A 23989-nucleotide genomic window follows, 5' to 3' on the forward strand; every position below is an offset into this window, starting at 1 on the left:
CCGCCGCATCAGAAGGGATATTTCGTAGAGAAGGTGGCGCGGGTGATCGTCCCGCTCTGGCCATTTTCAAGCTCCCGCTCGCCAAACAGGATCTCTGCGCCAAGGGTCACAGGCCCCACCGGGAAGAGATAGGCGCCAAACGCGGACCAGGTGCGCTTGGTGACGCCCGTCCCGGTCAATGTGATGTCATTATCCGCTTCCAGCATGGAATAGCCGACCGACAGTCGGCGGCCCTGACCCAATTGCTGACGCCAGGCCACCAGACCGCCATAGACCGGAATCGCTTCCAGATCGCCCGAGGCCGTCACAACGGCCCCGTTCACAGCGTTCAGGCCGATATAGCGGCCAATGCCTTCACCGCCGGTCAGCGAGAAACGCAGGTCCGAGCCGTCACCCACATTCACGCGGCCGGACCAGTTGACGCCCCAGCCAAACGCTTCGCCGTCCACGCCGCCGCCTTCATAAGCGAGATTGCGACCCAGCGCCGAAACGGTCATGGCGCCAAAGTCGCCGCTCCAGTTATAGCGCGCCACGACGTCCGGAAGCGCACCGTCGCCGCTATCAATTCGTCCCCCGCCGCCAAATGGGGTGACCGTGGTGTCCGGGTTCTCAAGCGCGAACTGGAAACCGCCATGGGTGTAACGAATCTGGGCCTGTCGTCCGAACAGCATGCCGTCAGACCCCACAAGGAAGCTGGCGCTTTCGGGGATCACGGCGGTGTTGGTGAAGGTCGACCAGTCCTGGCCCACGCGCCAATTGCCGATCTGGGCCCAGGCGACGCGCATACGCGGATTATAGGAGTTTGATACACGCTCATTCCCGCCCGGCGACCCCAGGAAGTCAAATTCGATCCGTCCCGTCACCGTGCCGATATCGGATTCGGTGGATGTGGCGAAGAAGAAGCGGCTCGCCTTGGCGGTGAAATCAAAATCAGTTTCGCCGTCGCCCGCGCCGCCGACCGGCGTCGCGCCGGAGATATAGAAATCGCGCGCAATGGAGGTCGCTCCGATATCTCCATCGCTGAGGTCTGTCACATGGGCGTCCAGATCCACATACCCGCCATAGGTCACCTGGGTATTGCCCATGGTGAAGCCGCGATCAGAAGACGCGGCAGCGGCTGGAGCCGCCGGCGCCGATGCGGTCCTCTGTTCGATTTCAATCACCCGGTCAGTCGCAGCATCCGCCTGAGCGCGCGCATCCTCGAGCTCATTGCGCAAATCCGCCACCATGGCTTCCAGCGCCGCAAGTCGATCTTCTAGAGCGGTGACGTCTTGCGCCTCTGACGCCGCCGTGAGAACCAGCGCCGAGGCGGTCGCCGCAAAAACACTTCGAATACTGAGCGTAGTCATTAAGGTGTCCCTCCCAAAGATAGCCATCAGGCTCGAGCCGTTTTTTCGGCTTTATCTTGGAAGTATCGTTGTACAGAGAGCGTGGCGGTATGGGACGTTCGTCGAAATATGGGACTTCGCGTGTGCTACTTTTTGCTCAGACGACGGCCCTGGATGAAGCCCTTTAGACTGCACCTACAGACGAGGAGACATGTGTGACTGCAAACTCCGCGCAAAGCCGGGTCATTCTGGCTGATGACCATCCGTTGTTCCGGGGCGCGCTCAGCGCTGCGGTAAGTAAAGCTGCGCCAGGACGCACCCTAGTGGAGACCAGTACGCTGGCGGAAACCCTGAGCGCCCTGAAAGACGGTCCGGCGGATCTGGTGTGTCTGGATCTGCACATGGCCGACAGCTCAGGCTTCATTGGCCTGGCGGAGCTGCGCAAAAGCTATCCCAGCGCGCCGGTGGTGGTCATCTCCGCCAGCCAGTCGCCTGGCGTGGCGGCGCGCGCGCTGGAGTTTGGAGCATCGGGCTTCATCCCCAAAACCGCCAGCATGGCTCAGCTGGTAGAGGCGCTGACAGCGGTCCTGAACGGGGATGTCTGGGCGCCGGATGAAAGCGGCGATCCTCAGGCGCAGGAGGCGGCGGAAGCGGCGTCCAAGATCGCCCAACTCACCCCGGCGCAGATGCGCGTGCTGCATGGTTTGTCTGCAGGCCGCCTGAACAAACAGATCGCCTACGATATGGGGATTTCTGAAGCGACCGTAAAAGCGCATGTGACGGCGATTTTCAGAAAGCTCGATGTGATCAACCGCACCCAGGCGGTGCTGGTCGCTCAGGCGCTCAACGTCGAACCGCCCGCCGAGCAGTCTGTCTAACCCGCCTCTAATTTCCGTTTGAGCGAAGCAAGGCTGGCGCGCAGAACGGCGGGGGACGCGGGCTTTCGCACCAGATCCAGCCCTGCCGCACGCGCCTCATCCTCGGCGGCGTCACTGCGTTCTGCGGTGACCAGAAGCCCCGGCGGACGCCGTCCCCAATGCGCACACAGCGACTCATAGAGCTCCGGTCCCGTAAGCGCGTCATTGAGCTGATAGTCCACAATCACCAGGTCAGGCGGCTGTTCCGCATATGCGGCTGACGCCGTAGCCGCGTCCTCTGCTCCGCGGACATCACAGCCCCAACGGTCCAGTAACGCACAGAGAGCCTGCAGCACGCCCGGATCGTCATCCACACACAGGACGGAAAGCCCGGCTAGATCCCCCGGACGCCGGCGCGCCGGCGCCACGGTCTGCCGGTCGCGCGAAGCGGCGCGTGGCAGGATGACTTCAAAGGTCGCCCCCTCTCCCAAAGCGCTTTTCAGGACCAGTTTGTGACCCAGAGACGCGCATATCCGGTCCACCACCGCCAGGCCCAGCCCGAGCCCCTGATCTTCCCCGGCGTCAACCACGCCGCGATGGAACTCCCGGAAGATCGCCTGCTGGCGATCCGGCTCGATGCCCGGCCCGGTGTCGATCACCTGCAGGCGCACCTGATCCCCGTGACGCCGGACCCCCACCAGCACCTTGCCGCTGGACGTGTAGCGAATGGCGTTGGATATGAGGTTTTGCACCACGCTGGTCATCAGACCCCGGTCCGACAAGACCGCCAGCCGGCTGCGGACCACCCGCAGCTCCAGGCCCTTGGCCAGAGCGCGCGCCCGAAACTGGGCGGCGGTTTCCTCAATCAGCTCATCAATGGCGAACACGCTGGGACGCGGGGCGACGCCGCCCGCATCCAGCCGTGAAATATCCAGAAGCGCGCGCAACAAACGGTCTGCATGGTCAATGGCCCGTTCGATCTGATGAGCAAGATTGCGATTGCCTTCAGACCCGCTTTCGCCCAGCGCCCCTTCCAGAGCGCCGGCATAAAGCCGGGCGGCGGACAAGGGCTGCAGCAAATCATGACTGGCTGCGGCCAGAAACCGGGTCTTGGACTGGGTGGCGGCCTCCGCTTCGTGCCGAGCCGCTTCCAGATCCTGCGCCAGCTGCAGCCGCGCCTCGCTTTCCGCCTTCAACGCCGCCGTGCGTTCCTCCACGCGCGATTCCAGCATGTCGTAAGCGCGCTTGAGCCCTTCTTCCGCCTCGCGCCGGGCGGTGTTGTCCTGATAGACGCCGAAATAGCCCACCACTTCACCGTTCTCGGTGCGGGGCTGGTAGACCACCTGCCAGGAACGGGCGCGGCCACCGCCCTTGCGGCGAGAAATGTCAAACACCTGGCGCTCGCCATTGAGCGCCGCCTCCATATGCGGCCGACGCAAGGCGTATTCGTCCTCGCTCATGAATTCAGCCAGCGGACGACCAATCACAGACGCATCCAGATTGAAGAAATCCAGATAGCCTTTATTGGCGAAGCGCAGACAGTAATCGCGATCAGCATAGCTGAGCAGGACCGGAAGATTGTCGGTGTAAAACCGGATCGAGCGTTCGCTTTCCTTCAAGCGGTCCTCGGAGGAGCGCAATTGCTCGGCCGTCTCGTCAATCAGTTTGACCACGTCGCCAGGACTGACGCGGGCGCCCCGTAGGACGCGCGTCATCAGAATGCGCGCGGAAGCCGCGCCCACAGCCCGCGCCAGGCGCGCCTCGGCCAACCCCGCCACAGCTGAGGTCAGGACATCCCCTGACCGCAAGGGTCTGGCGACCGCTTGGGACAGGTTTGACAATGCGAGCTCAGCCTGCTGAGCGCCCAGCACCCGCACCAGAACCGTTTCAAGATCGGATATGCGCGCGCCCATGGCGGGCGCAGTTTCGGGCGGGCGCACGCCGGTGAACGCGTCAGCCTGCAACTCATCCACCAGCCCGGAGGAGGAAAAGGCCACAGCGCCGATGAAGGCGATGACATTGGCCAGCAGGCAAACGATGGCAGCGAAAGCGAACGAATCCACACCCTCCGGCCCCGGTGGCGGTGCGCCGGCATAGCTGGGGATCAAAATCAGTGCGACCCAAAGCCCGATCCCGGCGCCCATGCCCGCCAAGGCGCCCGCCCGGTTCGCCTTGCGCCAGTAAAGGCCAAACAACAAGGCGGGAGCGAGCTGAGCGACGCCGGCGAACGCAACCAGTCCGATTCCGGCCAGCGCCGCCTGCTCGTCCAGTCCCAGATGAAACAGATAAGCCAGCCCGACCAGTCCCAGCACCATGGCGCGGCGCCACATCAGGAACCGTTTGGCCAGTCCGCCGCGTTGCGCGCCCGCCAGAAACAAGGGCCCGACCAGATTGTTCACGAGCATGGTGGACATGGCCAGCGCTGTGACGGTCACCATGCCGGCGGCGGCCGAGAACCCGCCCAGAAACACCAGTACGGCGAGGCCTTGCGCGTCGAACTCCAGCGGTAAAGCCAGCACATAGGCGTCGGGATTGGGGCTGTTCAGAAGCGTGCCCCCCGCCCAGGCGATGGGCGGGACCAGGATCGCGACGAGCGCCAGATACGCCGGAAACCCCCAACGCGACAGATTGGCGTCGGAAGGCCTGGAAACCTCCACCACCATCATATGAAATTGTCGCGGCAGGCAGAGCGCCGCAAACGCCCCCAATAGCGTCAGCACCACAAACCGGAAGTCCACGCCCGGCGCCGTGAGGGGCGATTGCGCCAACGCGTCCAGGCGCATTTGCGGCGAGGCGTTCATCCACACTTCGACGGCGAGCCAGCCCACCGCCAGCATCGCCGCGAGTTTGACGAGAGATTCAAACCCCACCGCGAGCACCAGCCCCCGGTGACTGGCGGCGGTGTCGGTGTGGCGCTGGCCGAACACCATGGCGAAGGCCGCCAGGCTGACCGCAACGGGCAATCCCCAGCCGCGCCCCAGAGGATCATCGGTCAACAGATCAAGCGAGGCGGCGGCGCTTTTGAGCTGAAGCGCAATATAAGGGATGAGCGCAAGCAGCAGCGCCAGCGTCGCCAGCGCGCCCACCGCAGCGGATTTGCCATAGCGCAAGGACAGGAAGTCTGCGATCGAGCTTGTGTCGTGCTCCCGCCCCAGCGCCACAAGGCGGCGAATAATGGGAAACCCCAGCAAGAACACCAGCGCCGGTCCCAGATAGATGGGCAGATAATCCCAGCCGGCGCGCGCAGCCTCGCCCACCGCACCGTAAAACGTCCAGCTGGTGCAATAGACCGCCAGCGCCAGCGTATACAAAACCGCCCGGCGCTTGGCGGAGCGGTCAAAGCGTGCGGCATGCGCGTCCCCCCAAGCGGCGAGCACGAACAGCAAGGCTACATAGGCGCCAAGCACCACTAGCGCGAGACTGAGCGGCAAAGGCTCTCCTTCCTGACGGTCCCGAGGGCGTCTTCTGGATCAGACTCGTGTGAACGATAGACGATTATTCAAAGCCCTGACCAGCCAACGCTCTGATCAAACACAAACGCGGCGGCTCGATGAGCCGCCGCGTTCGGTTTGAGGCACAGGCTTTGGCTATTCAGCCGGGCCCGTCGCCTTGGCATGGGTGACATGGGTGACGGAGGACGGCATGCGAATGTCCTCCACCAGGTTCTGGACTTCCAGTGGCGGAGCCTTGGTTGCAAGCGCCACCACTGTTGCGGTGATGAAGCTGATCACCATGCCGACCGCGCCAAAGCCCTCTGGCGACACGCCCAGGAACCATTGATCGGTCGTGCCTTGGGGAATGTTAGGCAAGAGGCCGAACAATCCGCCCAGGAAGATCACTCCGAACACGACCGCACCGATCAGCATGGGCCGGGTGTCTCCTTCTTCCTTGAGACCGAAATACATGATCAGCAGGATGACGCTGATGATCAGGGCGACCACGCCGAGCACGGTCGGGCTGAAGCCGATCTTGAAGTGCACGATATAGGCCGCAGTGATCGAGAGGCCGACCACCATGCCGGCGATGGCGCCTTCCTTGTTCATGCGCTTCCAGAAAATCCCCAGGAAGATCACCGGGAAGAAGCTGGCGGCGCCCAGACCGAAGGCGAAAGCGACCACCGCTGCGACGAAACCGGGCGGATTGATGCCCGCATAGATCGCCACCACAACCGCACCGACGGCCGCGATCCGGGCGACCAGAAGCTCCTGAGTGTCACTCATATTCTTGATCAGGACCTTGCGGCACAAATCATGGGACACCGCCGAGCTGATCACCATCAGCAAACCCGCTGCGGTGGACAGCGCCGCCGCCAGACCGCCTGCGACGACAAGGCCGATCACCCAGCCGGGCAGACCGCCGATTTCGGGGTTGGCCAGCACGAAGATGTCACGATCAAGCGTGGTGACTTCATTGACCTCAGGATCCGCACGATACTGAATCCGGCCATCGCCATTTTTGTCGGTGAAGCCCAGAAGCCCGGTGCTTTCCCAGTTGTAGAACCATTGCGGGGTCGCCCCCTCGCCCATGTCAGCGGCGCGTGCGTCCTGACGGGCGACCTCAACTGAATAGGTGCTCTCATTCACGGTCTCGATGAAGTTTGACCGGGCGAACACCGCCACAGCCGGCGCCGTGGTGTAAAGCGCCGCAATGAAGATCAGCGCCCAGCCCGCCGATTTGCGAGCGTCAGCCGCGCGCGGCACGGTGAAGAAGCGGATGATCACGTGCGGCAGTCCCGCCGTCCCCACCATGAGGGCCGCCGTAATGGCCACCACGTCGATCATGGCCTTCTCACCTTGCAGATACGAGGTGAAACCCAGATCGGTCAGTGTTCGATCCAGGCTGAGCAGCAAGGGCGTCCCGTCTGTCGTGTTGCCGATAAAGCCCAGCTGAGGAATCGGCGTGCCGGTGATCTGCAAGCTCAGGAACACCGCCGGAACGGTGAAGGCGAAGATCAGCACGCAATACTGCGCCACCTGGGTGTAGGTGACGCCCTTCATGCCGCCCAGACCTGCGTAGAACAGCACGATGATCGCGCCGATGATGACGCCCATCTCGATCGGCACGCCCAGGAAGTTGGAGAAGGCGATGCCCGTGCCGCGCATCTGGCCGGCGATGTAGGTGAAGGAGATGAACAGAGCGCAGATCACCGCCATGATGCGGGCCGCCTGGCTGTAATACCGGTCGCCCACAAAGTCGGGCACGGTGAATTTGCCGAATTTGCGCAGATAGGGCGCCAAGAGCAGCGCCAGCAGCACATACCCGCCGGTCCACCCCATCAGGAAGACCGAGCCGTCATAGCCCATGAAAGCGATCAGCCCCGCCATGGAGAGGAAGGAGGCGGCGCTCATCCAGTCTGCGGCGGTCGCCATCCCGTTGAAGATCGGGTGCACGTCATGGCCGGCCACATAAAAGTCTTCAGTGGTCGATGCGCGCGCCCAGATGGCGATGCCGATGTAGAGACCAAAAGTTCCGATCACGAAAAACGCGGTCCAGAACAAGGTGGTGTCGAGACCCAGAATGGTCGATTCCATATCCGCCTCCCTTACTCGTGCTCATTTTCGACGTCATACTTGCGCTCGATGCGATGCATCAAAGCGGAGTAGACGAAGATCAAAATGACAAAGACGTAGATCGCGCCCTGCTGCGCGAACCAGAACCCCAGAGGCGCACCGCCAATGGAGAAATTGTCCAGAAAGTCACGAAACAAGATCCCGAAGCCGTAGGACACGGTGAACCAGATCGCGAGCAGGATCCCCATCAGGTTGAGGTTTTCCTGCCAGTAGCGCCGATACTTGTCCTCGGAAATCGTGTGGTCGCCGGACGCCCCCTGTGGCGGCTCACCGGTGGTCGGATGGTCTGAGTCAGCCATCGTGCTCCTCCCTTTTCTTCGGGGTTTTCCCCGTATGACAGGAAGGGTGTCAGTCAGACGCCGGAGCGGGCAGCCCGACATTGGTCGAAGCCCCATGGATCATCGGCGGGCGACTGACGACGCTCAAACAGCGAGCCCCGACCGAACGGCGATGAAAAAGGCATTGGTTTCAGATTTTTATTTAGAGGCGATCGAGAGACTATAACAGGTCAAAGCCGTCAGACCGGGTGCGTTGCACGCCGAACACTTCGGCCAGAATCTCGTCGCTGAGCGCCTGATGCGGCGCGGCTTTGATGCGCAGATGCCCGCAATCAAGCACGGCGATCTGATCGGCGTGACGGCGGGCCAGCTCAAGATCATGAAGCGCACAGATCACGGTCGCGCCCTCATCCGCCTGGCGGCGCAGCACCTGCATGGCTTCCAGCTGATGGCGGGGATCAAGCGCTGCAATCGGCTCGTCCGCCAACAAGATCGGGGCTTGAGACGCCAAGGCGCGGGCCAGATGGAGCCGCGCCTGTTCCCCCCCCGACAAATCATGAACCAGACGATCCCTGAGATGGCTGGCGCTGGCGTGTTCCAACGCCAGGTCCACCTGAGCCCGATCCGCATGTGATAATCGGTCATAAGCCGCCCCGCCCCAGGCGAAGCGCCCCAATGCAGCCAGATCACCGCCCGTCATGGACCAGGCGAGGCTGCGATCTTGCGGTAGATAGGCCATGGTGCGGGCGCGGGCCTTCGGCGACAGACTCTGAACGGGCGCGCCTTCCACCCAAACGGCGCCGCTCTCGGCTTTCAACAGTCCCAGAATTGTCTTTATCAAAGTGGACTTGCCCGCCCCGTTCGGCCCGACCAGAGCCGTCATCTGACCGCGCGCCGCGCCCAGAGTGACATCCTTGAGCACGCTCACACCGCCGCGTTTCACGGTCACATGATCGAGAACAAGACTGGTCGCCCCCTCCTGGCTCATCGCCCCATCCCCCGGCTGCGCGCAGCGATCAGGATGAAGACCGGCGCGCCGATCAGGGCCACCATGACGCCCAGCCGCAATTCCTGATCCAGCGGGACCAAGCGCAGCACCAGATCCGCCAAACCAATCAGAACGCCGGCCAGAAGCGCGCTCGGCCAGACCAGATCAGACGGGTCATGACGCACGAAGGGCCGTACAATATGCGGTGCGACGATGCCGACAAAACCGATCACCCCTGAAATCGCAACAGCGGCGCCGGTCAACAGCGCTGCGGCGCCGATCACCCCGGTTCGGGTGCGGCCCAGATCAACGCCCAGGGTTTGCGCCGTCTCTTCGCCCAGCGCCAGAGCGCGCAAATGCGGCGCCGTCAGCACCGCAAGCACCGCGCCCGCAACCCAGAACGGAGCAATCACACCCAGATCATCCAGTGAGCGATTAGTGACCGACCCCAGCATCCAGGTCACCATGTCCGCCAGTGCGAACCGGTTCGGCGCCAAATTCATCGCCAGCGCGCCTAATGCGCCCGCAAAACTGGACAGACCGACCCCCGCCAGGATCAGTTGCACGGCGCTGATCCGCACCATGGCCAGTAGACTCAAGACACAGGTCGCCGCCAGCGCGCCCGCAATGGCGAAGGCCGGCACGGTGAATGCGCCCAGCACGCTGATCCCGAAATAAAGAGCGATCACCGCGCCCAGAGATGCGGACGCCGACACCCCCAGCACCCCCGGCTCCGCCAGCGGGTTTCTGAGCAAGCCTTGCATCAGCGCCCCCGACGCTCCCAGCGCCATGCCGACGCCCAGGGCCGCAAGCGCCCGCGGCAGGCGGATCTCCCAGACGATGATGCGAGCGGTTTCATCGCCGCCGCCCCAAAGCGCCACAAACGCCTGCGGCAAGGACAGCTCTGAAGTTCCCAACAGCACCGAAGCCAGAAGCACCATGACAGCACACGCCCCTAAACCGGCGGAGAGGATCAGACGCGTCATGACTCAGCTCCCTCCAGCTCCAGGGTGAGCGCATTGGCGGCCTGCCGCGCGCGGAGCGCCTCGTCCGCCATGAACCAGGCCCCGCACGAGAGCGCCGCGGCATCCAGTTCAATGACAGGCGTGGTCTCCATCATCCGCCGAAAGACCGAGTGCCGGCTGGCCGACCAGCTGTCGATGGGGGCGGTCTCACCGTCAAAGAACGCCGCAAGAATGACGTCAGGCGCCTGCTCATGCAGCTGTTCGAGCGGCACGCTCACCCAGCCTGACTTGCCTTGCTCGGCGATGACATTGTCAAAGCCCGCCGCCGTCATGAAGGCGTGAATCAAGGTGCCCGCCCCTGTTGTGAGGCCCGAAGGCGTCATATAGAGCGCGCGCAGTCGCGGCCCGTCAGCGGCGCGCGCCAACTGGCTGTGCATATGCGCGATACGCGCCTCGCCGCGGTCGACTTGGCCAAGAGCCAGGGCGGTCCGCCGGATGACAGCTTCCACATCATCAAACCCAGCGCTGAACCCCAGCTCAAAGGTTTCAAGCCCCAAACGCTGATAATACGTGCTGGCCCGGCCACCGGCGTCATAGCCGCGCACAATCAAATCCGGTGCCAAGGCCAGAACGTCTTCGGCGTCGTCACGGATTTGAGGCAGATCTCGCGCCTGGTCACGCAGATAGGAATGACGGTCATCGGCATGCGTGGACACGGCTGCGATCGCCTCGCGATCCGCCAGCCCCAGAACATATTGATCCGCGCAATAGTCCAGCGAGACAACGCGCGGCTGGAGCGCCGCCGCCGAACCGGCGACGGCGCCCAACATCAGGGCGACGAGAAGAACCGCCGCCCGGGCGCTCACGGACGCAACCGCACGCCGAAGGTCACCGCACGCGGCGCGCCGGCGAACCCTGAGACAGGCTCATAGGTCTCATCCAAGAGATTGCGAACGCCCAGGACCAGCTGAAGCCGGTCGTAGACATCCAGCGTGCCTGTCAGATCGACCGTCTCATAAGACGGGGTCTGACCTGCGCTACTGGTGAAAAAGCCGCTATCATCATACGTCACGTCCAGACGTTCGCCGACATGACGCCAGGTGGCGCTGAGCGACGCGATCTCGATCGGCCGCCATGTGCCTGTGACGGCGAAACTGTCCTCGGGACGACGGAGCAATTGCGCGCCGGTGGTCGCGTTCTGCGCGTCCGTATAGGTGTAGTCCACGCGCACCGACGCCTGATCAACCGGCGACCATTGCGCAAAGACTTCATAGCCTTGCAAATCTGCTTCACCCACATTGCGGTTTTGGCCGATGAACAGCGCACCGTCATAGACATACTCGATCAGGTCCTTGATCTCGGTGTCATACCAGACGGCGCCGAAACGAAGCGCCGCCTCGCGACCCGCCAGCGCCAGAGCGCTGTCAAAACCGATCTCGAACGTCTCGCCCTCTTCAGGCTGAAGATCCGGATTGGCGGAAACGAAAGCGGAGCTTGAAAACCGTTCCGAGAGGCTCGGGGCTTTGAAAGACGTGCCATAGCTGGCGCGCAGTCGCGTATTCAGCGCATCCAGACGGTAGACCGCCCCCAGATTGTATGTGGTCTGGTCGCCAAACGCTTCATAGTCGTCGAAACGAATTGAGCCGGTGATGTCAAACCGCGCGGTCAGACCAGCCTGTACGGCGGCGTAGGCGGACCACAAGTCTTCACTGACCGACAAGGGCGCATTGAAGGCCGTATCGGTCTTTGCGGTCTCATCTTGATATTCGATTCCGAAGCTGACCACAGGGTCGATCAGCGAGGACAACGCGTCCGGCGTCCAGACATTGGACCATTGGGCGAAATCACGTTCGCCCGCATACTCGTCAGTCACTGCGCCGTTATTGAAGCTGTCGAGCGACATCTCAACGCGGCCTGCGCGAAGGCGGCTCTGAAAATCATTGGACGGGCGCGCATAGACAAGCCCCAGGCTCCACAGGCTCTGGGAGTCCTCGCTGCGCAGATCCGTGTCGTCGGCCCGCTGGAACCCCGTGGGGCCGCCCGAGAACGTGTCAAAGTCCACCTCGGACTCGCGATGCCGGATCAGCGCCTCGACGCTCAGCGCTTCGGTCAAGGCAAAGCCGCCATTGGCCGAAAGCACCGAAAATTGCGACGGGTCAGGATCCCCGGTCGAGGTGGAGATGCGATCCGGCGTCACGTCATAGCCATCGCTCTCTTGATACTCTGCCGTCGCGGCAAAGTTGAACCGCCCCTCGCGCACGCCGCCGCCGAGAAGGGCGCGATAGGTGTTGAACGCGCCCACGGACGCTTCGCCATAAAGCTCGGAGCCGCTCTCGGGCGCCCGGCGCGGCAGGATGTTGACCACCCCGCCCACAGCGTCTGAGCCATAAAGCGAGGACAGCGGGCCGCGCACCAGCTCGATGCGGCCCGCATCGCCCACAAGATCCGAGCCGAAATTGAACGCGCCATTGGACGCCGACACGTCATTGAGACGGATGCCGTCATAGAGCGCGAGGATGTGTTTGGAATTCGACCCGCGCACAAAAACACTGGCGGTTGACCCGGCCGGGCCGGACTGAACCATGGCGAGTCCCGGCGTAGCGGACAGCGCTTCAACCAGCGTGATGTGAGTGTTCAGATCCAGCTCGGCGCGATCAATCACGTCCAGGGTGGCGGGCAGGCGCTCCAGAAGGCTGGGCGCGCGCACACCGGTGACGACGACGGTGTCCTCGGACTGATCCTCAGCGAACGCGGGGGCGGCTGACAGGGCGACGGCAAGCGCCGCTAGAGAGAATTGGGCTTTCATCTTGAAGCCTCCGTTGGCGCCGGGAGCGTGAGCGGCTCTCGGCGTACAGCGATGCAACGGCGCTTCGCTCCGACGAAATCGGAACGACGCTCGACGCGCCGGTCGTCGCTGCAAACGGAAGGCGTCCGCGTTCTACTGGTGTGTTCCCGCACCCAGAACGAGCGACCGCGATGGCAGGTCTCCTGGCTTGCGGGTCAATGCGATACGCCGCCTTCCCAGATCTGACGATCCAGTGGCATGAGGCGCATCCCTCGCCGCTCACAGTTGCGGGTACAGCCCCGGACCAGACGCTTGCGCGTCGCACCGGTGTTCCCTCTTCGCTCCCTCGCGGGAGAACCGTCGCGTAGTCAGGGTGTTTAAGCGGGGCTCGGCCCCACGGTCAAGCGCACTAGCCCTGTTCTTCGGGCAAACGCACGACCAGACCGTCGAGCGCCGCGCTCACCTTGATCTGGCACGACAGGCGCGAGGTCTCCTGAACGTCGCTGGCGAAATCGAGCATGGACTCCTCCATGGAGGAGCGCTCGCCCGTCTTGTCCGTCCAGGCCGGGTCCACATAGACGTGGCAGGTGGCGCAGGCGCAGGCGCCGCCGCAATCGGCGTCAATGCCGGGCACCATGTTGCGGATCGCGCCTTCCATCACGGTCAGCCCGTCCTGGACATCAACCTGATGCTCGGTTCCGTCATGCTCGATATAGGTGATTTTGGCCATGTGAGAGGTCTTCCAGAATCTGTGAGGCAGGCTTTGCCCGCATTTGGGGCGCTATTTAGGACAGGAAGTCGCGCATCGCCACTCCGGGATCGCGCAAACGGTCCGGATCAGGCTTGGCGTTCGCAGCGATCATACGCTGAGCGGCCATGTATTCAGGGGCGCAATTGACCGCCTCGCACGCGATCAGGCGTCCACCCATCAGGTGAAACAGCGCGAACTTGCCCTCTTCGGGGTCCCCACGGCGGATCATCTGGTCGGCGCCCTCGATCAGGCCGGCGATCTGCAGCTTCATGTCATACTGGTCCGACCAGAACCAGGGCACAGGGTCATAATCCACATCCATGCCGCATATGGCCTGCGCCGCCGCCTTGCCTTGATCTATAGCGTTCTGCACCGATTCCAGCCGGATCGAGCGTCCATAGCGTTTGGAGTGAAAGCGCGCGACATCGCCGATGGCGTAAATGCGGTCATCGCCGGTGCGGGCGGTCTCATCCACCAATATGCCGTTCTCACACTCAAGCCCGGCTGCTTGCGCCAGCGAGTCGTTCACCGTCAGCCCTGCGGCCACCAGCACCGTATCGGCGCTCACGGTCTCGCCATCGGCCAGCGCGACGCCTGCGACCTTGCCGCCCTCGCCCACAATCGCCTCCACCGGCGCCTGAACACGCAGATCGACGCCATAGCCGCGGTGGATCGCCCCGAACCAGCCGCCCAGTAGCGCGCTCGCCGTGCGCGCCATCGGGCGCTCGGCGGCCTCCAGCACCGTGACGTCCAGGCCACGCTTGCGGGCGGACGCGGCGACTTCAAGCCCGATATAGCCCGCGCCGATAATGGCGATGGAGCGTGCGTCCTTAAAGGAGGCGGCGAGGTCTTCGGTTTCAGCCAGCGTGCGCAATACGTGCACGCCGGCAAGGTCCGCGCCCGGCAGCGCCAGACGACGCGCCTCCCCGCCCGTGGCGAGGATCAGCCGGTCATAAGCGATGCGGTCGCCGGTTTCGGTGATGATATCGCAGGCGCTGCGGTCGATGGCGGTGACGCGCACGCCGGTGCGCAAATCAATCTCGGCCTTGTCATACCATTCGGCGGGCTTGAGCCAGAGCCGATCCACCGGCAACTCGCCCGCGAGATATGCTTTCGACAGGGGCGGGCGCTGATACGGCGCGGCGGTTTCGCCCGCCAACACGATGATCGGCTGGTCATATTTGCGCTTGCGCAATTCAGCCGCTGCGGACAGGGCGGCCTGGCCGCCTCCGATAATGACCGTTCCGGACACTGCGATCCGCGCTCCCTGTACATCTCGTTTCTTATAAGTGCATGGCGCCGCGCCCTCGGGGTCAAGTCAAGCGCCGGACTGCGCAAACGAGGCTGCGCCAAGTCTTGCCGCCATGCGCAAGCCGTCCTATCAGCCTCATCATGACTGTCCTGACCCTGACCCTGCCAGACCCTGAAGCCAATGCGCAGCTGGGCGCGCGCCTGGCGCGCCTGCTCCGGCCGGGCGACGCTGTCTTGCTTGAGGGCGGATTGGGCGCGGGCAAAACCACGCTGGCGCGCGGCGTGATTGAAGCGCTGACCGGCGAAAAAGATGCGCCCAGCCCCACCTACACGCTCGTCCAGCCCTATGAGACCGATCAGGGCCTCATGCTGCTGCACGCCGATCTTTACCGGCTTGAGGATCCCGAAGAGCTTGATGAGCTGGGGATTGATGACGCGCTGGATCACGGCGCCGCCCTGATCGAATGGCCTGACCGCATGGGGCGCTGGCGCCCGGCGGACCGGCTTGAGATAGTCTTGAAGGAAACAGAGGCTGGCGGACGCACCGCACGCCTTGAAGCTTTTGGAAGCTGGGAGACGCGCCTTGGCGGACTTGCAGACTGATGCCCGCGCACACGCGCGCGCCAACTTCATCAAGGCGGCGGGCTGGGGCGATGCGGATGTGCGCGCCTTCCCGGGCGACGCCTCCAGCCGGTCCTATTTCCGGCTGAACCGCGGGACTGACACCGCCATACTCATGGACGCGCCCGGCGGGTCTGAAGCCCCGGCCTGTCCCGTGGACGCCAGCGACACTGAGCGGCAGGCGTTGGGCTATAACGCCGTCGCGCGCTTGGCCGGCAACAACACCGCCGCCTTCGCCGCCATCGCCAACGCCCTGACCGCGCGCGGCTTTTCCGCGCCGCGCATATTCGAGGCGGATATTGATCAGGGCTTTTTAATTATCGAGGATCTGACGGACGCCCTGTTCGCACGCCTGATCCCGAGCGTCGCCCATGAAGGCGCGCTTTATGCGACCGCGGTTGAAACGCTGGCGGCGATCTATCGCGCCTCGATTGAGCGTGAACCGACAGCGTTTGGCCATCGCTGGACCCTTCAGGACTATGACGCGCTGGCGCTCAGCGCAGAGACCGAACTGTTCACCGATTGGTACGCCCCCCATAAAGGCCAATCCCCATCCGAGGCGGACAAAGCCGACTGGAGCAAGGCCTGGGCGGAGGTGCTGCCGGTTCTGAACGCCCATGCACCGGGCCTGGTGCTGCGCGATTACCACGCCGAGAACCTGATCTGGCTGCCCCAGCGCGCGCATGAGGCCAAGGTCGGGCTTCTGGACTTTCAGGACGCGCTGTTCGGCCATCCCGCCTATGATCTGGTCTCGCTGATCGAGGATGCGCGCCGCGATGTGGCGCCCGATCTGGCGACCCCTTTGACCGACCGCTTTTTCACTGCGGCGGGCCTGGGTGACCGCGAGGCGTTCGACGCAGCCGCCGCGGTTCTGGCGGCCCAACGCAACGCCAAGATCCTGGGAATTTTCGTGCGCCTCGCCCAGCGCGACGGCAAGCCGCGCTATCTGGATCTTTTGCCGCGTGTGGAGCGCCATTTCGTCCGCGATCTCGCCCATCCGGCTCTCGCGCCCGTCCGCGCGGTCGCCAAAACCCTGACCCCGGCCCTGTTCAAGGACGCCGGATCATGATCCCGACGCCGACCACAGCCATGGTGATGGCGGCGGGCCTTGGCACCCGTATGCGCCCGCTCACGAATGATCGCTGCAAGGCGCTGGTGGAGCTGGACGATAAAGCGCTTATCGACTGGACCCTCGACACGCTCCTGCAGGCTGGCGTTGAGACCGCCGTGGTCAATGTCCACCATTTCGCTGACCGGCTTGAGGCGCATCTTGCGGGCCGCACGGCGCCCCGGATCGTGATTTCCGACGAGCGTGAGCACTTGCTGGAAACCGGCGGCGGCCTCGCCAAGGCAGCGCCGATGCTGGGCGAGGCGCCGATCTTTGTGGCGAATATCGATTCCGTCTGGCGCGAGACGGACGGCCCGAGCGAATTGTCAAAGCTCGCCCAAGCCTTTGATCCCGAGCGCATGGACGTGCTGCTGTTGATCACGCCGGTGGAGAACACGCTCGGGTTTGACGGACCGGGGGACTTTTTTCTTGAGGCGGATGGCCAGCTCACACGCCGCAATGATCAACCGGCGGCTCCCTACGCCTATACGGGTGTTCAGATTCTGCATCCGCGCGTCCTCAAGGGCCTGACCGTCGAGCCTTTCTCCACCAATTTGATCTGGAACACCGCCCTCAAAGCCGGGCGCGTCCATGGCTGCGTCATGGATGCGTTCTGGATGCATGTGGGCGATCCTGAAGCGCGTGAAGCCGCCGAGAATCGGCTACGCTCATTGGCATGAGCGCTGATCACCTGTTTTCACACCCTTCGCCGCGGGTTTTCACCCTGCCGCCCGCCGCGCCGTTCCTGACCGAACTGGCGCGCGGCCTGAAAGACGCCTTTTCCGATCCGGATGCGCTCAGCCGGGTGACGGTGCTGATCCCCACCCGCCGCGCCGGGCGCGAACTGGCCGAAGCCTTCACCCGCCTGTCGCCGGGCGCCGCGCTCTTGCCGATGATCCGCCCCATCGGAGATGTGGACGCGGATGAGCCGCCCTTTGAACCGGGGGAACTCGCCGACATCGCCCCTGAAGCCGTCTCGCCCGCCCGTCGCCGGTTCGAGCTCGCGAGCCTGATCTTGCAAAAGGAACAAGCGGTCGGTCGCTCCATGGGTGCAGGCGGCGCACTGGCGCTGGCGGATGATCTGGCGCGCTTACTGGATGATCTCGCCACCGAGGATGTGGAGGATCTGGGCGCTCTGACCGAAGACGTGCGCGCCAATCTGCCTGCCCACATGCAAGAAGCCGCGCTGTTTCTGGACATTGTGCTGGAGGCCTGGCCTGCGCGCCTGAAAGAGATGCAGCGTGTGGATCCGGCGCGGCGGCGCTCGCTTCTGCTCAAGGCGCTGGCGGCGCGCTGGCGCGAGACCCCGCCCGCCGACCCTGTCATCGCCGCCGGTTCGACCGGCTCCATCCCCGCCGCCGCAGAGCTTCTGAGTGCAGTCGCGAGCCTGCCTCAGGGCTGCGTGGTCTTGCCCGGTTTTGCACGGGATATGGATGAAGACGCCTGGGCGGCCATTGATGACGGCCACCCCCAGCGCGCCATGAAAACCCTGATCGAACAGATCGGCCTGGATCGCGATCAGGTCCGCTTCTGGCCCGGGGCCGAGGAAGGTCGACAGGAGGCGCCGCGGGCACGCGTCATCGCCGAAGCCCTGCGCCCCGCCGAAGCCACGGCGGATTGGCTGCGCCGGGTGGAGGACCTGAAAAAAGCCTGGGGCGAAGACGTTTTTGAAACCGCCCTTGAAGGCCTCAGCGTGATTGATGCGCCGGCGCCGGCCGAAGAGGCGCGCGCCATCGCCCTGATGCTGCGTGAGACGCTAGAGACGCCGGGCGCACGCGGCATTCTGGTGACCCCTGACCGCAATCTGTCGCGCCGGGTGATCACCGAAATGGCCCGCTTTGGCGTGACGGTGGACGATTCCGCCGGTCAGCCTTTATCCGACACGCCCTCCGGGGCCTTCCTTATCCGCGTTCTGCAGGCTGCGCTGGACCCCGGGTCAGCGCTGGCGTTTTCCGCGCTCGCCACATCGCCCTTGTTTGCTCTGGGCGAAGAGCGCGCCCCCCTGCGCGCCGTTCTGGGCGCCATGGAGCGACGCGCCCTGCGCGGTCGCCGTCCGGGCTATAGCTGGATGGCGCTGGCCGGACATGTGCGCGACGCCGCGGGCGATGATGAGGACCGGCGCGAGCGCTGGGGCAAAATCATCGACACGCTGGCTCACGCGCTGTCGCCCCTAAGTGCGCTTGAGGGCGCGCATACCATGCGCGCCTGGACCCAGGCGCTGGTTGAAAGCGCTGAAGCGCTGGCGCGCACCAATGACATGGCGGGCGCAGATCGCCTGTGGGCGACCGATGCCGGCGAAAATGCCGCCCTTCTGATGCGGGAATTCATGGAAGACGCCGAGGCGCTGCCGCCTTTGAGCCTGCATGACTTTGCCCGCGCCGTGCTGGAAACCGCCCGGTCCCGTCTGGTTCGCCCCCGCTATGGTGCGCATCCGCGCCTGCAAATTCTGGGGCCGCTCGAAGCGCGTCTCGCGGAAGCAGACCGGGTGATCCTGGCGGGGCTCAATGAGGGCGTCTGGCCCGCCGCGCCCAAGTCAGACCCCTTCCTGAGCCGCGGCATGCGGAGGGCGGCGGGCTTGTCCGCGCCCGAAGAACGCTTCGGCCTCGCCGCCCATGATTTCGCTCAACTCGCCTGCGCCCGCGACGTGACCCTGACCCGCTCGGCCAAGCTGGATGGCGCGCCCACCGTCGCCTCTCGTTGGCTGTGGCGCCTTAAAACCCTGGCGCGCGGCGCGCTGGGCGAACAGTCCGAGCAGGCGTTGATGCCGAAACGCGATTATCTGGCGCTGGCCGACGCGCTCGACGCCACGACGGCTCATACCTTCATCACACCGCCCGAGCCCGCACCGCCGGTTGAGGCGCGCCCCCGGCAATTGAGCGTCACCCAGATCGAGACCTGGGTGCGAGACCCCTATTCGATCTTCGCCCGCAAAATCCTGCGCCTCGATAAGCTCGACCCGCTGGACCGCCCTGCCGGCCCGCCCGAACGCGGCACGGCCTATCATGCGGCGCTGGAAAGCTGGGTGCGCAGCCTGGGCGACGCCGACACCTTGCCACGCGACGCGTTGGAACGGCTGCTGAAAGAGGGGGAAAGCGCGCTGATCCAGGCCGGGTTCAGCGACAATGCGCTGGGCGTTGAGATGAAACGCTTTGAGCGCGTGGCGCAATACATGATCGTTTTTGAAGAGGAGCGGCGCGATTACGGCTTCCTGCCGACCGCCCTTGAAGCGCTGGGCGATATTACCTTTGAGGCGCCCGGCGGCCTGTTCACCCTGACCGCACGCGCCGACCGCATTGATCTCAGACCCTCCGGCGCGCTCGATATCGTCGATTACAAGACCGGTCAGCCGCCTTCCGCCAAGGAAGTCGCCGCCGGGTTCGCCCCGCAATTACCGCTGGAGGCTGCAATGGCCGCGCGCGGCGCGTTTGAAGATGCGCCCAGTCACGAGCCGGGCGATCTCATTTATGTGCGCCTGTCCGGCGGGCGCGTGCCCGGCGAGCCCAAATCCATGGTCAGAAATCCCGATGGCGACGATGCGGGCATTCTGGCCGAGCAGGCTTTGGACCGACTGGTGAAATGGGTGGCGACTTTTGACGACCCCCGGCGGACTTATCCCAGCCAGCCGCGCGTGAAATTCGTCAATCGATGGGGCGATTACGACCATCTGGCCCGCCGCAAGGAATGGGCGAGCGCGCCCGGCGACGAGAATGGAGAGGGAGGCGCGTCATGAGCCAGCCCGGATTTGATCCCGCCGTCGTCTCGGACGCGAGCGCCGCGCAATCACGCGCCGCGGACCCGTCCGCCAGCGTCTTTGTCGAGGCCAATGCCGGCTCGGGCAAGACCCGCGTTCTGGTGGACCGAGTGGCGCGCCTGCTGCTCGCGGGCGCCAAGCCTGACCGCATCCTGTGCGTGACCTTCACCAAGGCCGCGGCGGGCGAAATGCAGACGCGCCTGTTTCGCAAGCTGGGCGATTGGTCGACCCTGCCCGATGACGCGCTGACCGCGGAACTGGATGCCCTGGTCACCGAGGGCCAGCGCCCGGAACTGGCTGAAGCGCGGCGCCTGTTTGCGCGCGCGCTCGAAACGCCCGGCGGTTTGAAAATCCAGACCCTGCACGCGTTTTGTGAGCGCCTGTTGCGGCGCTTCCCGCTGGAGGCCGGCCTGCCGCCCGGCTTTGAGGTCCAGGATGACGCCGCCGGTCAGGCGCTGCAGGCCGAGGCGCTGGATGCAGTGTCGGGACTGGCCCACCAGGAGCCTGAAGGCGAGATCGCTCAGGCGATCGCTGCGCTGATTGACAATGCCGGGGCGGACGCCCTGCCAAGGCTCGCCAGCTTCGTCATGTCCAAACGCCATGAAATCACTCAGGCGCTTGCGCAAGCCGGCTCGCTGGACGCTTTGCTGGAACAGGCGAGCGCGCTCCTGGGCGTCGACCCCGAGCTGGATGTGGATCAGGTGCTGGCCGAGGCCTGGGCGGATACTGATGTGGGCGCGCTGGAAGCGGCATTAAGCGGGCTGCAAACCGGCGGGACGAAAACCGATCAGGCGAGCGCCGAAGCCTTGCTGGAAATTCTGGATATAGCCGAAGAAGACCCCGCAGAAGCCTTTGACTACTACATCGAGTTTCTGACCACCAAGAGCGGCGCGCTGAAAAAGCCCAAATCCATCTTCTCAAAGAAGACCGGCGAAAACTACCGCATCCTTGTGACCTTGTTCGGTGATGAAGGCGCGGAAATTCACCGGGTGGGCGATGAGATCCTGCCCCGGTTGGCGGCCGCCGCCGCCAACCGGATGACCCGCGCCGCCTTGCGTCTGTCCGAGCGCTTGCTGAGCGAGTATCAAGCACGCCTCAACCGTCTGCGCCGGGTGGATTTCTCTGATCTTGTGGAGCGCGCGCGCTTGCTGCTGACGGATTCTGAAGCACGGGGCTGGGCGCTCTACAAGCTCGATCAGGGACTGGATCATGTGCTGGTGGATGAAGCCCAGGACACCGCGCCGGAACAATGGTCGGTGATCAATGCGCTGACCGAGGAATTCTTCGCGGGCGAAAGCGCCCATGCCGAACACCATCCCGGCGCGCTTCAGCGCACCGTGTTTTGCGTCGGCGACGAGAAACAATCCATCTATTCGTTCCAGAACGCCGACCCGCGCGAGTTTCTGGCCCAGCGTCAGCGGCTTCAGACCGAAGCGCGACTGGCGCGCCTGCGTTTTGAGAGCCCGCCGCTCAACGTCTCCTTCCGCTCCAGCCCTGAAATCCTGGCGGCGGTGGACGCCTGCTTCGCCGCTGAAGCGGCCGCCCTCAGCCCTGAGCGCAAGGACGTGGTGGAAGGGCTCGAAACCAAGCTGCTGATGAGCGACCCTGAAACGCTGGAGCGGCGCGATCCGCTGGCGTTTCATCGCTATGACGGCCATCTCGCCGCCCGCGCCCATGCGCCGGGTTGTGTGGAGATCTGGCCGGCGGTCCCCAAACCCGAAGGCGGGCAGGAGGACGAGCTAGATCTGCGGCCCGTGGACGCCGAGCGCAAGGATTCCGCGCGCAATCAGCTGGCGGAAGCTGTCGCCGCTGAGATCGCCGACATTCTCAAGCGCGGCGACGGGGTGTGGGAAGAAGGCAAGCCCTGGCGGCTGCGCTCGGCCCATGCCGGCGACATCATCGTACTGGTGCGGCGCCGCGGCGGATTGTTTGAGGAGATCATCCGGCGGCTGAAGCTTAAAAACGTGCCGGTGGCGGGCGCGGACCGGATGACCCTGCCTGATCAGCTGGTGGTGGAGGATTTACTCTCTCTCGCCCGCTTCGCGCTTTTGCCCGAAGACGATCTGTCGCTGGCAGAAGTGCTCAAAAGCCCGTTCTTTCATCCGGTGAACACGCCCACCCCGCCCCTTGACGACGACGCCTTGTTTGACCTCAGCCGCCAGCCCGGCGCGCGACTTTGGGACAAGCTGCGCCAGAGCGAGGATCCGCGTTTCGCCGAAGCCCGTACAGTGCTCGATAAAGCCCGAGCCCGCGTTGAGACGGACGCGCCCTACGCCTTCTTCGCGCGCTTTCTGACCGAAGCCAGCCCTAGCGGAGAAAGCCGTCTGGCAAGGCTCTATGCGCGCCTGGGTGAAGAGGCGCGTGATCCGGCGGAAGAGTTTCTCAACCGCGCGCTTGCCCATGAAGTGGAGGGCGCGCCCTCACTGTCTCGATTTGTGGCTGAGCTGCAGGCGGACACCGCCCAGATCAAGCGCGAGATGGAAGCCGGACGCGGCGAGGTGCGGGTCATGACCGTACATGGCGCGAAAGGACTTGAAGCGCCGATCGTCTTCCTGCCCGACACCACCCAAATGCCCAAAGACCGCTCGGGCGGTCTGTTCGTCCATGAAGAGGCCGGGCTTTTGTGGGCGCCGGACATGAAAACGCCGCCGCCGCTCATGGCGTCCATGGCCGAGCGCAAGGAGCTGGACGCCGATGGCGAATATCAGCGCCTGTTATATGTGGCGATGACCCGCGCCCGAGATCGCCTGATCGTCTGCGGGCATACCCATGGCGTCGCCGGCAAGGTGGATGCGGGCAGCTGGTATGATCGCTGTCAGCGCAGCTGGACGGGTGAAGACTGGCGCCCGATCCGCACGACGCTGGACGCCGTGGCCGAAGAAAACGGTTGGGCCGCCCATGAGGGGCTGCGCTTTGGCGCCGATCCCAAGCCGCTGGTCGCCAGCGCGGCGCCCCCGCCGGCCCCCATGGCCCTGCCCGATTGGGCGACACGGCCGCCCCCCGCGGATCCGGCGCCTGTGCGTTCGGTCGCACCCTCTCACCTTCTGGGCGAGGAAGAGGACGGGGTTGAGCCTGCCTCCCTGTCTCCCCTGGCGGCGGGCGGACAATCGCGATTCCGTCGCGGCGAGCTGATCCACAAGCTGCTCCAGACCCTGCCCGATATCGAGCTTGAGCGCCGGGAAGCATCGGCCTTGCGGTATCTGGAGACCCAAACCGATCTGAGCGAAACCCAACGCCAGGAGATCGCGTCAGAAACCCTGCGGGTGATCGCTGATCCCGCCTTCGCCGCCCTGTTCCAGCCCGGCTCACGCGCCGAAGCGGCGGTGGCCGGCCAGGCGGCGGGTCTGCCTGGCGGCATGGTGATCAACGGTCAGATTGATCGGTTGGTGGTCACCGATCACGAAGTCCTGATCGTCGATTACAAAACCAATCGACCACCGCCCACAGATGTTGCGGACGTCCCCCGCGCCTATCTGGCGCAAATGGCCGCCTATCGCGCGCTATTGCAGGGCCTTCACCCCGACAAACCGGTGCGCTGCGCCCTACTTTGGACAGATGCGCCGCGTTTGATGGAACTGCCCGAAGACCGGTTGGACGCAGTGCTCAGCCGCGCCGGGCGCCCAGCGGATGCTTGACCGATGCGCTGGGGCTTCCTAGGTCTCCGGTCAACTTCAAACCCGTAGCCGCGCCGATTCCGGGCGGAAGCGGGCCTTTAGGATTTTTGGTAAGGAGCAAG

The 23989-nt window shown here is 64.5% G+C and carries 16 protein-coding genes and 1 riboswitch; of the genes, 6 read left to right on the forward strand and 10 right to left on the reverse strand.

Annotated elements, in window-relative coordinates; genetic code table 11:
* Positions 1-8: 8 nt before the first annotated feature.
* Complete coding sequence (locus tag ACP154_RS03470; protein WP_421856755.1) at positions 9-1349, reverse strand: DcaP family trimeric outer membrane transporter; 1341 nt, start codon at positions 1347-1349, stop codon at positions 9-11.
* A 194-nt stretch (positions 1350-1543) separates the two neighbouring features.
* On the opposite strand from ACP154_RS03470, the gene ACP154_RS03475 reads away from it, so the two are divergent.
* Positions 1544-2206: a response regulator transcription factor gene (locus tag ACP154_RS03475; RefSeq protein WP_107711687.1), complete on the forward strand. Its 663-nt coding sequence runs from the start codon at positions 1544-1546 to the stop codon at positions 2204-2206.
* On the opposite strand, the gene ACP154_RS03480 is transcribed toward ACP154_RS03475, so the two are convergent.
* The 9 genes from ACP154_RS03480 to ACP154_RS03520 form a co-directional block, all read right to left on the reverse strand.
* On the reverse strand, positions 2203-5616 hold the full coding sequence (locus ACP154_RS03480; protein WP_421856750.1) for an ATP-binding protein: 3414 nt from the start codon (positions 5614-5616) through the stop codon (positions 2203-2205). The genes ACP154_RS03475 and ACP154_RS03480 overlap by 4 nt on opposite strands.
* Positions 5617-5772: 156 nt before the next feature.
* Positions 5773-7716: a sodium:solute symporter family protein gene (locus tag ACP154_RS03485; protein WP_421856747.1), complete on the reverse strand. Its 1944-nt coding sequence runs from the start codon at positions 7714-7716 to the stop codon at positions 5773-5775.
* 11 nt (positions 7717-7727) lie between these two features.
* On the reverse strand, positions 7728-8054 hold the full coding sequence (locus ACP154_RS03490; protein ID WP_107711690.1) for a DUF4212 domain-containing protein: 327 nt from the start codon (positions 8052-8054) through the stop codon (positions 7728-7730).
* Between the two features lie 199 nt (positions 8055-8253).
* Complete coding sequence (locus ACP154_RS03495; RefSeq protein ID WP_421856744.1) at positions 8254-9021, reverse strand: ABC transporter ATP-binding protein; 768 nt, start codon at positions 9019-9021, stop codon at positions 8254-8256.
* Positions 9018-10007: a FecCD family ABC transporter permease gene (locus tag ACP154_RS03500; RefSeq protein WP_421856741.1), complete on the reverse strand. Its 990-nt coding sequence runs from the start codon at positions 10005-10007 to the stop codon at positions 9018-9020. Before ACP154_RS03500 ends, ACP154_RS03495 begins: the two co-directional genes overlap by 4 nt.
* On the reverse strand, positions 10004-10852 hold the full coding sequence (locus tag ACP154_RS03505) for an ABC transporter substrate-binding protein (RefSeq protein ID WP_421856738.1): 849 nt from the start codon (positions 10850-10852) through the stop codon (positions 10004-10006). The genes ACP154_RS03500 and ACP154_RS03505 overlap by 4 nt, the downstream gene beginning before the upstream one ends.
* Positions 10849-12792 carry a TonB-dependent receptor domain-containing protein gene (locus tag ACP154_RS03510; RefSeq protein ID WP_421856735.1) on the reverse strand — a complete coding sequence of 648 codons (1944 nt, stop codon included), beginning with the start codon at positions 12790-12792 and terminating at the stop codon, positions 10849-10851. The genes ACP154_RS03505 and ACP154_RS03510 overlap by 4 nt, the downstream gene beginning before the upstream one ends.
* 155 nt (positions 12793-12947) lie before the next feature.
* Positions 12948-13147, reverse strand: a riboswitch (cobalamin riboswitch).
* A gap of 33 nt (positions 13148-13180) precedes the next feature.
* Positions 13181-13501: a 2Fe-2S iron-sulfur cluster-binding protein gene (locus ACP154_RS03515; RefSeq protein ID WP_107711695.1), complete on the reverse strand. Its 321-nt coding sequence runs from the start codon at positions 13499-13501 to the stop codon at positions 13181-13183.
* Between the two features lie 55 nt (positions 13502-13556).
* Entirely contained in the window at positions 13557-14774 is a 1218-nt protein-coding gene (locus ACP154_RS03520) for an NAD(P)/FAD-dependent oxidoreductase (RefSeq protein ID WP_421856732.1), read from the reverse strand.
* A 140-nt stretch (positions 14775-14914) separates the two neighbouring features.
* Here ACP154_RS03520 and tsaE point away from each other — a divergent pair, with 140 nt between their 5' ends.
* The 5 genes from tsaE to addA are packed head-to-tail and all read left to right on the forward strand — an operon-like array spanning position 14915 to position 23888.
* Positions 14915-15376 (forward strand): tRNA (adenosine(37)-N6)-threonylcarbamoyltransferase complex ATPase subunit type 1 TsaE, encoded by a 462-nt coding sequence (gene tsaE, locus ACP154_RS03525; RefSeq protein ID WP_107711697.1) that lies wholly within the window; start codon positions 14915-14917, stop codon positions 15374-15376.
* Positions 15357-16463, forward strand: a complete 1107-nt coding sequence (locus ACP154_RS03530; RefSeq protein WP_421856729.1) for an aminoglycoside phosphotransferase family protein — start codon at positions 15357-15359, stop codon at positions 16461-16463. The genes tsaE and ACP154_RS03530 overlap by 20 nt, the downstream gene beginning before the upstream one ends.
* On the forward strand, positions 16460-17182 hold the full coding sequence (locus ACP154_RS03535) for a nucleotidyltransferase family protein (protein ID WP_421856726.1): 723 nt from the start codon (positions 16460-16462) through the stop codon (positions 17180-17182). Before ACP154_RS03530 ends, ACP154_RS03535 begins: the two co-directional genes overlap by 4 nt.
* Positions 17179-20232: a double-strand break repair protein AddB gene (gene addB, locus ACP154_RS03540; RefSeq protein WP_421856723.1), complete on the forward strand. Its 3054-nt coding sequence runs from the start codon at positions 17179-17181 to the stop codon at positions 20230-20232. Before ACP154_RS03535 ends, addB begins: the two co-directional genes overlap by 4 nt.
* On the forward strand, positions 20229-23888 hold the full coding sequence (addA, locus tag ACP154_RS03545) for a double-strand break repair helicase AddA (protein ID WP_421856720.1): 3660 nt from the start codon (positions 20229-20231) through the stop codon (positions 23886-23888). Before addB ends, addA begins: the two co-directional genes overlap by 4 nt.
* The last annotated feature ends 101 nt before the right edge of the window (positions 23889-23989 follow it).

Source organism: Oceanicaulis sp. (assembly GCF_965249665.1).
Taxonomy (GTDB): Bacteria; Pseudomonadota; Alphaproteobacteria; order Caulobacterales; family Maricaulaceae; genus Oceanicaulis.